The following is a 15704-nucleotide window of genomic DNA, read 5'->3' as shown; positions in this document are numbered from 1 at the left end:
AACCCCTTGCCAAAGTCATGACACAAGGCCGCAAAGCGTACCGCCAGAGCGGGAGAGCGTTGGCAGGCCTGCTCCAGCACCATGAGGGTGTGGATGCCGGTATCAATCTCCGGGTGCCACTTGGCAGGCGCGGGCACACCAAACAGGGCATCGAGTTCGGGGAAGAGCGCTTTGAGAGCGCCACATGCACGCAATACTTCGAAGAAGACCGCCGGGGTCGGCCCCATCAGCACCCGCTCCAACTCCTTCCAGACCCGCTCCGGGGTCAAGTGGGCCAGCTCGCCGGCATCGGTCATCTCCCGCATCAGCCCCAGCGTCTCTGGCGCCACCACGAAACCCTGGGCATGGAAACGGGCCGCAAAGCGGGCCACCCGCAAGATGCGCAGGGGATCTTCGCTAAAGGCAGGAGAGACATGGCGCAACAGCCGCTGCTCGAGATCTTGCACGCCACCATAAGGGTCATGGAGCTGGCCAGACTCATCTTCGGCGATGGCATTGACGGTGAGGTCCCGGCGCAGCAGATCCTGCTCCAGGGTAACATCGGGCGCCGCATGGCAGACGAAACCGGTGTAACCCTGGCCCTGCTTGCGCTCGGTACGCGCCAGGGCGTACTCCTCATGAGTCTTGGGATGAAGGAACACAGGAAAGTCACGACCGACCTGGCTGTAACCTTGCGCCAGCATCTGGTCGACCGTGGCCCCGACCACCAGATGGTCCCTGTCCCCTTGCGGCAATCCCAATAGACGATCCCGGATCGCCCCCCCTACCAGATAGATCTGCAAATCGACTCTCTCCCTCATGGATGCTGTCCCGATTATATCGGCTTTGCGGCTCGGGTACGATGACCCCTGCTCCTGGGGTTTTCGGGCCTTTGACATAACCCCGGTGAGGCTTTAACCTGCCGCCATAACAATGGAATGGATCCTTATGTACACACAGTTTTTCGGTCTGTCGGAAGCGCCCTTCTCCATCTCGCCCAATCCCAAATATCTCTATATGAGTGAACGGCATGGGGAGGCGCTCGCCCATCTCAACTACGGCCTGCAAGATGGGGGGGGCTTTGTGTTGCTCACCGGAGAAGTGGGCACCGGCAAGACCACTGTGTCCCGCTGCCTGCTGCAACAATTGCCCGCCGACACCGAGATCGCCTACATACTCAATCCTTCACTCACCGAGCGGGATCTGCTGGCCGCCATCTGCGACGAGTATCAGTTGCCCTATGGGGCCGATGCCGGTCTCAAGACGCTGTTTGATCTGATCCGCGATCATCTGCTCGTCAATCTGGCGGCGGGCAAGCGCAGCGTGGTGCTGGTCGATGAGGCCCAGCATTTGCTGCCCGGGGTGCTGGAGCAGCTGCGCCTGCTGACCAACCTGGAAACCGACGAGAAAAAACTGCTGCAGGTCGTGTTGATAGGTCAACCCGAGCTGCAGCAGATGCTGCGCCAGCCTCTGCTTCGTCAGCTGGCCCAGCGCATCACGGCCCGCTATCACCTGCTGCCGCTCTCGGCCACGGACGTCGATGCCTATGTGCGCTTTCGTCTCCAGGTCGCGGGCTGCGTGCAACCCATCTTCACCCCCAAGGCACTCGCTACCCTGCACCGGCTCTCCGGCGGCATTCCCCGCCTTATCAACCTTATCTGCGACCGCGCCCTGATCGGCGCCTTTGCCCGGGCCAGCCACAAGGTGAGCCACAAGGACATCAGTGTGGCAGCCTATGAGGTGAGCGGCATTCGCGACGAGGGTAGCTGGCAATCCGGGCTGACCGTGGCCCTGACCGGAGCCCTGCTGGTCACACTCGGTTGGTGGGGCTGGCAGTTTGTCGGCATCTTCCCCGAGCGGCCAGTGATCAAGGTGGAAGTGCCGGTCAAGGTCGACAATAGCGCCGAGCAGCAGGAACAGCTGACCCGCGCCATCAATCAGGCCATTGAGCCCGATGTCGCCATGCAGAATCTGTTCAAGGTGTGGGGCTATCAGACCAGTCTGGAGGAGGCAGTCTGTGACAATGCTCCCCGGGCCGGGCTGCGCTGCCAGGATGGAGAGGCCTCCCTCGCCGAGCTGCAAGCCCTGCAATACCCGGCGCTCATCAGCCTCAATGATGAGAACGGCGGTCTCTATTATGCGACCCTCACCCAACTCGGGCCCGATAAGGCATCCTTGCTGATTGGCAAGCAGCGTTGGCAGGTAGAGCGTCAATGGCTTGAGGACAACTGGGGCGGCAGCTACACCCTGCTGTGGCGCCTGCCCAAGGGCGGTGTGACCCTGATTGGCAACAATGCTGGCGCCGAACAGGTGCAGTGGCTCGACAATGCCCTGAGCCGGGCCCTGCAGCAGCCCGAGCGTAAGGTGAAGCGCTTTGATGGCGCGCTCAAAGCCAAGCTGCAGCAGTTCCAGCGTGAGCAGGGGCTCAATCCCGATGGTATTGCCGGCAGCAACACCTTGTTGCACCTGAACGTGATGGCCGGTGAACCCATGCCCAAGCTGGAGGATGCCTCCTGATGCGAGTCGCGCCCCCTGGTTCAACCGCTACCCTGGCGGCCAGCCATATCCCCCTCCGCCCCCTCCCTGGAGTGATCGCCTGATGTCGACCCTGCTCAAGGCCCTGCGACGGGCCGATGCCCCTCAGCATGCCCCCTATATTCCCGCCATGGGATTGCCGGTCAGCCGGGAAGAAGAACCAAACCGAGCCTGGATCTGGTGGTTGCTGGCCCCGCTGGCCATCGCCATGGGGGCTGCGGCCAATTACGGCTGGCATCTGCTCCATAACCGCCCCATCGAGGAGCAGGTCGAGGTCAAGGAGATAGTCACTGCGCCCTTCATGCGAGTCGAACCCGAGGCGATGATTACCCGCCCGCTGCCGCCGCCGCTGCCCGAACCCGTGATCCTGCCCAAACCGGCCCAGGATCCGGGGCGCCAGGAACGCGGCAACCAGGATCTCGCCGCCCTGCTGCAAAGCGCCCTCAACAATGTGCCCCTGGAGCCTGAGCCAGCCCCGATGCAGACCCAGCCTGCGGCATCCCAGGTCGTTCCCATCGCGGCCCTCACCCCGGCGCTGCGTCAGCAGATCCCCCGTCTCGCTTATGGCGCTCACCTCTACTCTTCCAATCCGGCCAAGCGTAGTGTGGTGATCAATGGCCGCGAAATACGGGAAGGCAACGAGGTGGCACCTGGCGTCATGCTGCAAGCCATCGCTCAGAACTACATAGTGCTCGGCGTAGCTGGTCAATCCGTCAGCCTGAAAGCATTGCAGGATTGGCCGGGCTAATCCCGTCAGCCGGTACAAAACCTGCACGGTTACGTTAGATAAACACGGCAATAACAAGAGAGGGAGCCCGAGAGCTCCCCTTTTTAATCAACAAGATGAGAGCAATGTGAGTCAATCAAGCTTCGCCAGCCGTATCCTGGACTGGTACCAGATCCATGGACGCAAGACCCTGCCCTGGCAGCAGGACAAGACCCCCTATCGGGTCTGGGTCTCGGAGATCATGCTGCAGCAGACCCAGGTCGCCACTGTAATCCCTTACTATGAGCGCTTTATGGCGCGTTTCCCGGACGTGATAGCCCTGGCCGATGCCCCCATCGACGAGGTGCTGCATCACTGGACAGGGCTGGGTTACTACGCCCGGGCACGCAACCTGCACAAGGCGGCCCAGCAGATCCGTGATCTGCACCAGGGGTTGTTCCCCGAGCACTTCGACGAGGTGGTGGCCCTGCCTGGTATTGGTCGCTCCACCGCAGGCGCCGTGCTCTCCCTCTCCCTCGGTCAGCCTCACGCCATCCTGGATGGCAACGTCAAGCGGGTGCTCACCCGCTGGCTCGCCCTGCCCGGCTGGCCCGGCCTGAAACCGGTGGAGAATGATCTGTGGGAGCTCGCGACCCGACTCACCCCCAAACTGGGGGTCGCCCATTACAACCAGGCCATGATGGACATGGGCGCCACCATTTGCACCCGCAGCAAACCGGCCTGTGAACGCTGCCCGGTGCAAGCCGACTGCCAGGGGCTGTCGCAAGGCAACCCCACCGCGTACCCCAACAGCAAGCCGAAGAAAAGCATCCCGGCTCGCAACGGTATCCTGCTGATGATCCGTCAGGGCAATCGACTGTTGCTCGAGCAGCGCCCCCCCCAAGGCATATGGGGTGGTCTCTACTGCTTCCCTCAAGTCGACAGCCTGGAGGCGGTTGCCCCTTGCCTGAGTCGCCTGGGATTGGCCGAGCAACCCTATCGGGAGCTGGCCGGATTTCGCCATACTTTCAGCCATTTTCATCTCGATATCCGGCCCCTGCTCATCGAACTTGAGCAAGCGCCACCCGCCTCGCTCATGGAAGCCGATACCCGACTCTGGTATAACTTGTGCCATCCAGATGAGGTCGGTCTGGCCGCCGCCACCGCGCGCCTGCTGGGCTATCCCGACTTGCAACCACAGAGGTCAATATGAGCCGTACCGTATTTTGCCAACGCCTGAAGAAAGAGGCCCCCGGCCTGGCTTTCCAACTCTACCCTGGTGAACTTGGCAAACGCATTTTCGACAACATCAGCCAGGAAGCCTGGACCGAATGGCAACGCAAACAGATCATGTTGATCAACGAGAAGAAGCTCAACATGATGAACGTCGAGCATCGCCAGTTGCTGGAGAAAGAGATGGTGAGTTACCTGTTTGAAGCAGGTGAAGTCGACATTGAAGGTTACACGCCCCCCAGCCAGTAAGATGTACCTGCGAGCCAGGCCCTGTGCCCATCGACGGTGGCACCTCTCCTAGCCCGCAGCCAGTGAGTGACGGGCGGCCTGGCCGCCCTTTTCGAGGATCCTATGGGCCGAATTTTTTGGTTGTTGTGCGCCATCCTGCTGCTCGGTGCCTGCTCTTCTACCCCTAAATCCAGTGATGATCAGGATGACAACCTGGTCAACGGCAAGGATGTGCGCGGCTTCGAGCACATGATCAGCGCCCTCTCCCATAACGTGAACGAGATATGGGGGCGAGAGGCGCTGTTTGCGGGCAAGTTTGACTACGTCAAATACACGGATGAATACAAGAGCCGTGCCCACATCGACTTCTCCAGTGGCCACATCATGATCGAGACGGTGTCGGGGCTGGATCCCAAGTCTCATCTGCGCCGCGCCATCATAGAGACACTGCTGACCCCGGACGATCCGGCCGAGGTGGATCTCTATTCGGATAGGGAAATATTGCCCGGTGGCGAGCCCTTCCTCTATGGCCAGGTGCTGGATAACCAGGGACAGCCGATCCGCTTCGACTGGCGAGCAGAGCGCTATGCCGATTACCTGCTCAGCACCGCCATGAAGAAGCGCACCCTCGGCATTCGCAACATCTTCTACGTCGACATCCCCATGGTGGCGAACCACGAAGACAAGCGCGGCTACAAATACGCCAGCATCATCCGCGATGCATCCCGTAAATACGGGGTCGCCGAGAGCCTCATCTATGCGGTGATCAAGACGGAGAGCAGCTTCAACCCCTATGCGGTCAGCCATGCCAATGCCTATGGCCTGATGCAGGTGATACCGGCCACAGCGGGGCGCGATGTCTATGTCAGGGTCAAGGGCAAGAACGGTCAACCGACCCGGGATGACTTGTTTAATCCGGCCTACAACATAGATGTGGGCACCGCCTACCTGCACCTGCTGCAGACCGTCTATCTGGTCGACATCGCCGATCCCCGCTCGCGGCGCTACGCCGTGATCTCCGCCTATAACGGGGGGGCGGGCGGCGTACTCAATACCTTCTCCCGCGACCGCAAGGCCGCACCCGGCATGATCAACCGCCTCTCCCCCGAGGCTGTCTATCAGGTCCTGACCGAGCAGCATCCCAAAGCGGAAGCGCGCCGTTACCTCTACAAGGTCGATCAGGCCGAGAAAGGGTTCAAACGAACGGTGCCCAAGCGGGCGGGTTGAAGGCGTTCACATCTTCAACCTCCCGTCGGAATGACGACATAAAAGAGGGCGCTCCAGGAGCGCCCTTCTCATATCAGACTCAAGCTTATCGCCAACGTCGTGCGCTATTTGGCGATGAAGCCGCCCTTGCTCTGGGGTGTGGCACCGACTTTCTCCAACTGCTCCACTTCCAGCTCGGTCTTGTTCCAGCTGTGATCCACTTCGCCACGCAGACGCACCAAATCATCCGGGCCGACTTCCTGGCCACGCCATACGTCCGCATCGATCTCGACCTCCACCTCGCCGCTGGCATCGCGGAACAGGTAGTTCTCGCCGCCAAGGTGCTTGATCAATTTGCCTTCGACCGTGGCCCAGCTGTCATCGGCAACATCCTTGAGCTGGATGACAGTGACCGCATTCTGCTCTGCCGGCCCGGTGTAAGCGGCCAGGGTGGCGGTGGAGACGGAGATCAGGGCCAACAGGGTAAGAGCGTTCAATGTTTTCATGTCACTTTCCTCAGTTTTCACAGGCTGCCATATCGGCGATGGGGAGATGATGTCAAAAGTGGCGTGAAACAGATGTGAAGCCACCCCATTTGGGGGAACGGGGTGTGAGCGCAATCGCTTGCGGACCAATCCATGATTGTTGAATTAAATTCGGCAGGGTTATCATTCTCAAATGACTCGCGGATTGGCGAGCACCTACAGCTATCGCAGGACACCTGCTCCCAAGAGATGAGATACCCCATGATGAGAACCTGTTTTATCTGCCTGCTGGGCCTGCTGGCCTGGACAGCCCAGGCGGCCGAACCACGTCCCGCCTTCTCCCGCATCGTCGTCTTTGGTGACAGCCTGTCCGACACCGGCAAGATGTATAGCAAGATGCGTGGTTATCTTCCCTCCAGCCCGCCCTACTATGAGGGGCGCTTTTCCAACGGTCCGGTTTGGCTGGAGCACCTCAACGCACAATTTCCCGGCCTGAAAATCGCTAATGAAGCGGAAGGGGGCGCCACCGCAGTGGCCTATAACAAGATCTCCTGGCACCCCAAGTATCAGGTGATCAACAACCTGGACTACGAGATAACCCAGTTCCTGCAAAAGGAGAGCTTCCAGCCCGACGATCTGGTGATCCTCTGGGTCGGCGCCAACGACTACCTGGCCTACGGCTGGAATAGTGAGACCGATGCCAAACGGGTTCGCGATGCCATCAGTGACGCCGCCAGCCGCATCGTGCTCAACGGTGCCAAGCAGGTGCTGTTGTTCAACCTGCCGGATCTGGGCCAGAATCCCTCGGCCCGCAGTCAAAAGGTCACCCAGGCCGCCAGCCATGTCTCTCAGTATCACAACGCCCTGCTGTTGAATCTGGCTCGCCAGCTCGCCCCGACCGGTCTGGTACGCCTGTTCGAGATCGACAAACAGTTCGACGAGATGCTCAGTGAGCCGCAAAACTTCGGGCTGAGCGACACCGAGCACGCCTGCTATGGCGGTGGTTATGTGTGGAAGCCCTTTGCCGCCAGCAGCGCCAATGAGGATGCCCGCCTCAATGCATTCAGCCCGCAGGAGCGGCTCGCCATCGCGGGCAACCCCCTGCTGGCGCAGGCGGTCACCAGCCCGATGGCCCGCAAGGTGGCCGCCCCTGACTGCGAGGGCAAGATGTACTGGGATCAGGTCCATCCCACCCGAGTCGTTCATGCCGCCCTGGGTGAACGGGCCGCCGCTTTCATCGAGAGCCAGTACGAGTACTTGCCAAGATAAGCCATTGGCCCATCACTGTTGGTACAAAACGGGGGTCAATAAGCCCCCGTTTTTTTGGCCATATGGCACCCTTGCCATCCAGACCAGTGCCTCAACAAATATTGTCAATTCAGTCAGTTGCGACATTTTCAAAAGCGACTAACTTTAATCTGTCCTACGGCCCTGACCGCCGGACCCATAAGGGAAGGCCACTGAGGCAAACTTCCTTCATATGAAATTGCAGAGGCACGATATGAATAAATCATTGATTACATTGATTGTTTCTGGATTGCTGGTGGCTAACGCCCAGGCTGCAGGACAAGACAACACCTGGTATGCCGGTGCCAAGCTGGGTTGGTCCAATTTCTACGGAGTCGATCACAATGACGCCATCAAGGATGCGGCCGACATTACCGACGAGAGCAATGATGCCCTGGGAGCTGGCGCCTTCGCCGGTTATCAGATCAACCAGAATGTCGGCGTAGAGCTGGGTTACGACTGGCTCGGCGAGTACAAATACGATGTCACCGACAAGCTTGATCCCACCATGAAGGGCGATGACAAGGTGACGGCCCAGATGGTGCAGTTGACCATGAAAATTGGCTTCCCGGTCGCCGACAGCCTGGACCTGTATGGCCGTCTCGGCGGCGCCTACGCCTGGGCAGATAGCCGGGAGCTGGACAACGATGATGGCGCCGCCTTTGTTGGCGCACTGGGCGCCGAGTACGCCATCGATCGCAACTGGGCAACCCGCCTCGAATACCAGTACACCACCCCCCTCGGCGACATGGACCTGGATCACACCGGGGTCGAGCTCGACAACGGCCTGCTCTCAATCGGTATGCTCTATCGCTTTGGGCAGGAGGCCCCCGAGCCCGTCGTGGTACCGCCGCCAATGCCGGAACCCACCATGGTGGATCAATCCTTCAGCCTGAGTTCGGACGTGCTGTTTGACTTCAACAAGGCCACCCTCAAGCCGCAGGCCAGCCAGGCGCTGGATACGCTCTATAGCCAGATTGAAGCGGCCAGACCCAAGGATGGCACCGCTACCGTCATGGGTTACACAGACCGCCTCGGGGCCGATGGCTACAACCAGAAGTTGTCCGAGCACAGGGCGCGCACCGTCGCCGACTACCTGATTGGCAAAGGCCTGCCCGCCAGCAAGGTACAAGTGCAGGGCATGGGCGAGAGCAATCCAGTCACCGGCAGCAGCTGCGCCAGCGGCACCAAACGTGAGCTGATCGTCTGCCTGGCACCGGATCGCCGGGTAGAGGTCAAGGTAGAGGGAGTCTCGGAGGTCGCACAATAACCATCAGGCACCGCATAAAAAACGGGAGGCAACTGCCTCCCGTTTTTTATTTCTGCAATCCGGCTCACCCCTTGCGCAGCTCGATCGCAATCTGATCAAGCAGCAGTTGCCACCCGATGCTCAGCTCCCCGACCAAGGCGCCATAGCCATCGGCAGGCAGAACCCGTTCCATGTGGAAGGGGTTGTCTTGCAAGACGCGACCATCTTCGGCCAGCAGGCGCCAGCGCCCGCTCAGTACGGCCCGGCCATCGAAGCGGCCCTGGAAGCGCTGCACGCTGATAGTGAGCACGGGGCCCTGACGGGCACCATCCTGACGTACCACCCAGCCCGGCAGACGGGCCGAGAGGCCATTGAGGGTCAGCTGGTTGAGCTGGCCATCCAGGGAACCGGCCCAGCGCTGGTACTCGGTGAAGAGCAGCTCCTTGCCCTCCAGCTGATAGACCAGGCTCACATTGTCGAGCTGATCCGAGATCTGGACCGGACGCAGCACCAGCTGATGCTGCGGGTGAGTGACAGGCGCCGCCTGAGGCGTGCCATCGGCGTCCAGGGAGTAGTAATGCAGGCTGGGGGCGCTGCTGCACCCGGCCAGCAGCGCTGTCAGGGCCAGTGCCATGCTGAGTCGTTTCATTCGGTACCTCGCTTGGGTTCAGGGTCCTGGGGTCTGGAGCGATCGAAGATCAGCGAGCTCGGTTGCTCATTGAGAGAGTGCACCAGGGGCTGCAACTCACGCATCAACTGATTGAGGGACTGCACCGATTGACGCAGATCCTGGTTGGTCTGGGAGGCGCCATCATAGCTGCTCAGGGTCTCCTTGAGCTGCACCAGGCTCTCGTTGAGAGAAGCCGGCAACTGCTGGGTCGCCCGCTGGCTGGTCAGCTTGTCGAGGTTGGCGCTGAGGGAGCTGACGTTCTTCATCGTCTTGTCCAGGTTGGCCAGACTGCTGTTGACCTGCGCCAGTGTGGTGGCTATGTCCATGTCGACAAACTTGTCGAGGATGAGGTTCACCTTGCGCTCTATCTGATCCAGGCCGCCCTGGGTGGTCGGGAACACTTCGAAGCCGGACATCTTGCGCGCCATGAAGGCAGGCGCCTCCGGATAGAAGTTGAGATCGATCACCTTGCCCCCCGTAAGCAGGCTGGCAGTCTTGAGCGTGGCCCTGAGCCCTTCCTGGAACTGCTTGCTGAACAGCTTACGCCATTGCTCACGCTCGGCACTGGCATAGCGATGGGAGATCCGCTGCACCTCGATCCGCGCCAGCACCGGGATCACCTTGCTCTTGAACAGCTGGCTCGCCTTGTCATCGATGAGATAGGGCGACGACACAACAGTCCCCACTCGTACGCCGCGATACTCCACGGCCGCCCCCGGGTGCAACCCGGCCAGGCTGTCTTCGAACAGGAAGACGTAGTCGATGAACTGATCCAGACTACCGGCCAGCACGCTGTTCTGATCCTTGAACAGGGTGAAGGCATCCTTGTTCTTGACCTGGTCACCCGGCATCCAGCCCGCCGGCAGGCCGACTGTGATGCCGCCGTCGATCAGACCTTCGAGCGAGTCCATCTTCACCTTCATGCCTTCGCTGGTCAGGGACGCCTCGAACCCTGGCGTCATCCAGAAGCGAGAGTTGTTGGTGATCAGCACGTCATAGGGGGCGTTGATGAAAATCTGATATTCCAGCTCGCTCTTCTCGGGCAAGAACTTCACCTCCTCCACCTGGCCTATGGTGTAGCCCTTGTATTGAATGGGGGATCCCACACTGAGAGAGCGGGTTTCAGCGCTGTTGAGCGTCAGTCTGAGCCCTTTGGCATCGAGGGAGGCAAGCGGCGGTATGTCGAGGATCTCGTAGCGCGCCTTCGCCTTGCCCTTCTTGCCCGGGGAAAGTTCTATGTAAGCTCCGGAGAGCAGAGTGCCGAGGCCGGAGACCCCTTCACGACCGATCCTCGGCTTGACCACCCAGAACTGGGTGTCTCCCTTGAGCATGTTGGCTGCATTGTTGGAGAGACGCGCCGTGATCACGGCGTGGCTATAATCTTCACTCAGCTCCACCGCCTCTATCCGGCCAACATCCACCTCTCGCGAGCGGATCACCGTTTTGCCCGCCACTATGCCTTCGGCCGTGGGCACGGTCAGCTCTATGCTGGGGCCCTGGGAGTACCAGTGCTGGAACAGCATCCAGGCGCCGATCAACAGGGCCACCAGCGGCACCATCCAGATCGCCGCCGCCGATCCGAAAAACTCGGCGCTGGCTTTCTTCACTGTCTTACGCTCACTCACGTTCGCGTTCTCCTTGTTGTAAATCCCAAATCAGACGGGAATCGAAACTCATGGCGGCCACCATGGTGATCAGCACCACGCCGGCAAAGGCAACGGCAGCAGGGCCGGGGTAGATGGTCATCAGATTGTCGAGTCGGATGAGCCCAGCCAGTATGGCCACCACGAAGACGTCAATCATGGACCAGCGACCAACAAACTCCGTCATGCGATAGAGCTTGAGCTTGCCAAGGGGCGAAGCGCCATCCCCGGTCTGCACCCGGTAGCAGAGCCAGAACAGGGCCAGTATCTTGGCCAGGGGGATCACCACGCTGGCGATGAAGATGATGGCGGCGATGGGATAGGAGCCCAGCGCCCACAGCAGTACGACGCCGCCGAGTATGGTCGAGGGGCTGGTATCGCCGAGAAAGACGGTATCCATGATGGGATAGAGGTTGGCCGGGACATAGAGGATGGCCGAGGTGATCAGCAGGGCCCAGGTGCGCCCCAGTCCACCGGGTTTACGGCTGTGCAGATGTGCGCCACAGCGCCGACAGCTATGCTGCCCCAGCTCGCCGAGTGCGCCGCAAATATGGCAAACGACCAGACCAGCCTCCCGTGCTCCTGCGGTCAGATCCAGCTCCCGCCCCTCTGTCTGGCCAAACAGCCGCTGCCAGAACCACATGCGATCCAGGGAGGAGATCGTCTTGATCAGCAGCAGGGTATAGCCCACGAAGGCCCAGAAGGAGAGGCCCATCTTGATGTCGGCCATGCCCATCAGCTTGACCAGGGAGATGAGGACGCCGATGAGGAACACATCCACCATCAACCAGGGCTTGATCCGGCACAGCAAGCGGCCGAGCGAACGGAGAGCCTTGCTGTGCATCGGTTTGTCGAGGCGCCACAGCACCAGCATGATGGAGCCCATGTAGACGAGGGGCAACCCTATCAGGGTCAGGCTTAGCACGGCGGCGAGGAACAGATACCCCTCATTGACCAAGGTAGTGATGCACTGCAGGAAGGTCATCTCCTGGCCCAGCCCCTTGGCGGAGAACGACATGAAGGTGAAGCTGTTGGCGAGCACGAACATGATGATGGCAGCCAGACCGTAGGCGAGCGGTCGCCGACCCTGATCCGGCAGGTGGCTGGTCAAGATATGGCCGCATCGCACACAATGCTGAGCCTCGCCGAGCGCCAGCTCGGTGGCGGGGGCGAGCAGATCGCACTCTTCGCATGCCGTTGGATCGGTGCGATATGGGCTCAGTTTGGAACTTGATGGCAAATGAATATCTCTGTCTGGGTCCATCACGGACCATGAAAGCGCGATTATCGCAGTAGGGCGTCCGGGCTACCAGCCCCTATCTCACCCCATAGTTGGGGCGGCAACAGAATGACTTTGACAAGCCAGTGGCCATTTAGCACAATCAAACGCCACTTTTTTTCCGCGGGACAATAATTTATGACAACCGAATCCCCCAGCTACGCCACCATTGAGCAAGCCTTCTCCCTCGGGAATGGGCAGGATTCAGCTCTTAACTGGCTTCGTAAAAACCGCAGTCAGGTTGCCATCTTCCTGGTGAGCGGCATCAAGCTGGAAGGCACCATCAGTGGCTTTGACCAGTACAGCGTGCTGTTGACCGACGCTCATGGCAACCAGCAGCTGGTTTACAAGGCCAAGATCTCCACCATCGCCATGCACTCGGGTCGCCCCCAGGTCAACATTCAGCGTGCCCGTAAACCCCGTGTATCCATGGCACCGCGCCCCCATGGCGCCCCGGGCCGTTATGACAATAACGACCAGGGTGGCAGCAGCGAACAGTAAGCCAGGCTTTCCCTGTCACCGGGGCCCACGCGGCGGTCACACCGCGACTTGCGTCAACCCGTGACAGATGTCCACTCCCCTCTTTACCTGTCCCGCCGGGGAGTGGACAACTAATTCCCCCCTTCAAAGCTCCCCCCATCGCCATCAACGAGGCGGAGTCGATTCGTTATCTTTGGGCACCAAATTACCTGAGCCGCTGGCCGGAATGCCGCCAGAGACCACACTATTGATTGCCCGCCTGATGCCCTGGGTGGCGATCTTCAGCGCCCATGCAGCTTCATGGTCGCGAACAATCCATCAACTGCCGGATGAGGATCAGTCCGCCAGCAAAGTCGGCACACCGCCCTTGACCAGACACGTCCGCATGCCGGCAGCCTGCCCGGCAGCCAGGCCGATACCGGTATCCTCGAACACCAGGCAGCCACGAGGTTCGACGCCCAGTCGCTCGGCAACCAGCAGAAAAGTATCAGGGTGCGGCTTGTGCTGGGTGACGTCGTCTGCGGTCACGACCACGGGAAAGTAGCGCTCCAGGCCGGTATTGCGCAACACGGCGTCGGCATTGATGCGGGGCGAGCCCGTCCCCACCCCCATGGGCAGATGACCATAATGGGCCTGCACCAGCTCGAGCATGGCGGGGAAGACGGTCGCCTTGTGCAGATTGGCCACATAGTGGGCCGTCTTGCAGCGAGTCACTTCCAGAGGATCCAGGACTATCTGTTGCTGCTCGGCCACCAGCAGGGCGATTTTGCGACTCGGCATGCCGCCCAGTTCATAAAACCAGTCTCCATCGAACTTGAAACCAAACTCGCGGGAAGCATGCTCCCAGGCCGCAAGGTGCAGCGGCATGGAGTCAACCAGGGTACCGTCCAGGTCGAAGACCAGGCCTTGAAAACGGGAGAGGATCATGGGCAGCTCTGCATCGGAAAAAGAGAGCCATTCTAACAGCACGCGGACGGGAGGCCATGGCCTAGACGGTTGAAATTTGCTCCGTGGGCAACGACTGCGGTTCAAAGATCCGACTGCAGGCACGGCCAGCTGACTTGGCACGATAGAGCGCCTGATCCGCTCTCTCGATAAGCTGCTCCCACTGCACGCCCTGATCCGGGGCCCAGTAGCTAAATCCGATGCTCACCGTAAGCTGTGATTTCACCCTAGACGCGGGATGGTGAATGGCGAGTTTGGCCAGCTGCTGATGAATGCGCTGACAGAGGAACTCCGCCTCCCCGGGCTGGGGATTACAGAGCAGGATCACGAACTCCTCCCCCCCATAGCGCGCCACCAGGTTGGTGCGGCGCCGCTCACACTCTTGCAGCAACTGGGCCACCTGGCGCAGGCAGAGATCCCCCTTGCCGTGGCCAAAGTGGTCGTTATACGCCTTGAACTCGTCGACATCTATCATGAGCACGGCCAGCCGCCGATGTTGGCGACGCGCCATCTCCCACTCCCGGGCCAGAGTCAGATCCCATTGCCGGCGGTTGGCGATGCCGGTGAGCGGGTCTTCCATGGAGAGCAGCGCCAACTGCTCGTTGGCCTGCGCCAGCGCCCGGTTCACCGACTCCAGCGCTTCATTGGTCTCGGCCAGCTGGCGAGTCCGTGCCGCGACCCGCACCTCCAGATCCCGGTTGAATTGCTCGAGGGCGGCATGATTGCGCTGGCGGATCAGCATCTGGGAGAGCATGGCGGCGAACTGCTTGAAGATTTCCCCATGGTAGGTCTTGATGGGCTTGCGTTGCAGCAGGTTGTCGGCGGCAATCCAGCCGATGGGGGTATCCCCATCCCACAAGGAGACCATGGCGTTCCAGCCGCGCCCCACCTCCTGCTGCTCGTAATAGAGGGGCGCATCTTCCAGCACCAGCACATAATCCTTGCGGCGCAACGCCTCCTGCACCACAGGGTGTTCCGGGATCGGGCTGACGAAATGGCGCTCGTCGGTGATCTCTCCCGCTTCGTTGGTGCCCCAACTGCCCTGCATGATGGTGAAGTCCGGATCGATCAGGAAGACGGCAACCCTGTCGAATTGCAGCAGGCTGCGGGCCAGCAGCACGGCATCGTGCAGCAGATTCGATTCAGTGCGACAACTTGAAAGTTGCACCCCGACCTGATGCAGGGATTGCAACAGGTCCAGGAAAGATTGCTGGAGTGCCTCGCTCTGAACCAGGGATGCCTCAGTCGTCAGCCGCTCATCCCGCTCCCGGCTGACCAGATTGCTCAGCATGCGGCTCTCCAGCTCGGCGGCTAAATAGTGCATCAGCAGCTGTATGCTCTGCTTCTGGCGGGGGGTGAGCCTGTCCAGGCGACGGTGGGTTTCGAGATAGACGCAGCCCTCAAGCCCCTGTTGGCGCTTGAGTGGAAAACAGGCTCTGAGCTGGGCAGGCGGAGCTTCTACCGCCTCGCACCAGCCAGTGGGATCACTCTTGAGTTCGATGAGCAGTTGGCCCTTGGCAAGGGCCTGCTCGATGAAAGGCAGGGGTAGCCCCAGCATGCTGGCCTGATGGGGATCCAGGCTCACCAGTCCCCGTTCGGGGTAGAAGGCAAACAGCTCCGGTTGCGGTCGATTCAACCACAGATAGATCTGATCGGCTTCCGTCTTCTCCCTGATAGTCGCCAGCGTCACCTCACAAAGGTGCTCAAAACTGGTGAAGTGCTCCGGATCCCATTCCAGCATGTCAATCATCCTCAACTGAACCCGTGCAGTATATAGAG

At 60.4% G+C, this 15704-nt stretch carries 15 protein-coding genes; 8 read left to right on the top strand and 7 right to left on the bottom strand.

From position 1 onward, the window contains the following. Nucleotides 1-782: multifunctional CCA addition/repair protein (locus tag G113_RS05495; RefSeq protein ID WP_005895079.1), on the bottom strand; the 782-nt coding region annotated here is incomplete at its 3' end. A gap of 145 nt (nucleotides 783-927) precedes the next feature. Here G113_RS05495 and G113_RS05490 point away from each other — a divergent pair. The 5 genes from G113_RS05490 (at nucleotide 928) to mltC (ending at nucleotide 5908) form a co-directional block, all read left to right on the top strand. Further along, on the top strand, nucleotides 928-2496 hold the full coding sequence (locus G113_RS05490) for an ExeA family protein (protein ID WP_005895076.1): 1569 nt from the start codon (nucleotides 928-930) through the stop codon (nucleotides 2494-2496). 82 nt (nucleotides 2497-2578) lie between these two features. Further along, entirely contained in the window at nucleotides 2579-3262 is a 684-nt protein-coding gene (exeB, locus tag G113_RS05485) for a GspB family T2SS assembly factor variant ExeB (RefSeq protein ID WP_005895073.1), read from the top strand. A gap of 106 nt (nucleotides 3263-3368) precedes the next feature. Continuing rightward, nucleotides 3369-4433, top strand: a complete 1065-nt coding sequence (mutY, locus tag G113_RS05480; RefSeq protein ID WP_005895070.1) for an A/G-specific adenine glycosylase — start codon at nucleotides 3369-3371, stop codon at nucleotides 4431-4433. Continuing rightward, nucleotides 4430-4702, top strand: a complete 273-nt coding sequence (locus G113_RS05475; RefSeq protein ID WP_005895067.1) for an oxidative damage protection protein — start codon at nucleotides 4430-4432, stop codon at nucleotides 4700-4702. Before mutY ends, G113_RS05475 begins: the two co-directional genes overlap by 4 nt. A 102-nt stretch (nucleotides 4703-4804) precedes the next feature. Continuing rightward, entirely contained in the window at nucleotides 4805-5908 is a 1104-nt protein-coding gene (mltC, locus tag G113_RS05470; protein WP_005895064.1) for a membrane-bound lytic murein transglycosylase MltC, read from the top strand. Between the two features lie 104 nt (nucleotides 5909-6012). Here mltC and G113_RS05465 read toward each other — a convergent pair whose 3' ends face one another. Next, a complete protein-coding gene (locus tag G113_RS05465) occupies nucleotides 6013-6393 on the bottom strand; it encodes a YgiW/YdeI family stress tolerance OB fold protein (protein WP_005895061.1) in 381 nt (126 codons plus the stop codon). A gap of 243 nt (nucleotides 6394-6636) precedes the next feature. Between G113_RS05465 and G113_RS05460 the strand changes: the two genes are divergently transcribed. Further along, nucleotides 6637-7641 carry an SGNH/GDSL hydrolase family protein gene (locus G113_RS05460; RefSeq protein ID WP_040318940.1) on the top strand — a complete coding sequence of 335 codons (1005 nt, stop codon included), beginning with the start codon at nucleotides 6637-6639 and terminating at the stop codon, nucleotides 7639-7641. A 232-nt stretch (nucleotides 7642-7873) separates the two neighbouring features. After that, entirely contained in the window at nucleotides 7874-8929 is a 1056-nt protein-coding gene (ompA, locus tag G113_RS05455; RefSeq protein WP_040318937.1) for a porin OmpA, read from the top strand. A 64-nt stretch (nucleotides 8930-8993) separates the two neighbouring features. Here the strand turns inward: ompA and G113_RS05450 are convergent, their stop codons facing one another. From G113_RS05450 to G113_RS05440, 3 genes are read right to left on the bottom strand one after another with little or no spacing between them, the layout of a single operon-like run. Further along, nucleotides 8994-9557: a PqiC family protein gene (locus G113_RS05450; protein WP_040318936.1), complete on the bottom strand. Its 564-nt coding sequence runs from the start codon at nucleotides 9555-9557 to the stop codon at nucleotides 8994-8996. Next, the gene (pqiB, locus tag G113_RS05445) at nucleotides 9554-11203 is read right to left on the bottom strand and encodes an intermembrane transport protein PqiB (RefSeq protein ID WP_005895050.1); all 1650 of its coding nucleotides are present in this window, start codon (nucleotides 11201-11203) and stop codon (nucleotides 9554-9556) included. The genes G113_RS05450 and pqiB overlap by 4 nt, the downstream gene beginning before the upstream one ends. After that, nucleotides 11196-12485, bottom strand: a complete 1290-nt coding sequence (locus tag G113_RS05440; protein ID WP_040318935.1) for a paraquat-inducible protein A — start codon at nucleotides 12483-12485, stop codon at nucleotides 11196-11198. Before G113_RS05440 ends, pqiB begins: the two co-directional genes overlap by 8 nt. Before the next feature lie 153 nt (nucleotides 12486-12638). Here G113_RS05440 and hfq point away from each other — a divergent pair, with 153 nt between their 5' ends. Continuing rightward, nucleotides 12639-13001 carry an RNA chaperone Hfq gene (hfq, locus tag G113_RS05435; RefSeq protein WP_005895045.1) on the top strand — a complete coding sequence of 121 codons (363 nt, stop codon included), beginning with the start codon at nucleotides 12639-12641 and terminating at the stop codon, nucleotides 12999-13001. 315 nt (nucleotides 13002-13316) lie between these two features. Here the strand turns inward: hfq and G113_RS05430 are convergent, their stop codons facing one another. Together G113_RS05430 and G113_RS05425 are read right to left on the bottom strand one after the other, a co-directional pair. Continuing rightward, entirely contained in the window at nucleotides 13317-13907 is a 591-nt protein-coding gene (locus tag G113_RS05430; RefSeq protein WP_005895042.1) for an HAD family hydrolase, read from the bottom strand. Between the two features lie 61 nt (nucleotides 13908-13968). Next, the gene (locus G113_RS05425; RefSeq protein ID WP_005895039.1) at nucleotides 13969-15666 is read right to left on the bottom strand and encodes a GGDEF domain-containing protein; all 1698 of its coding nucleotides are present in this window, start codon (nucleotides 15664-15666) and stop codon (nucleotides 13969-13971) included. Nucleotides 15667-15704: the final 38 nt, after the last annotated feature.

The organism is Aeromonas molluscorum 848 (genome assembly GCF_000388115.1).
GTDB classification, from domain to species: Bacteria; Pseudomonadota; Gammaproteobacteria; order Enterobacterales; family Aeromonadaceae; genus Aeromonas; species Aeromonas molluscorum.
This window is presented reverse-complemented; position numbering and strand designations above follow the sequence as displayed.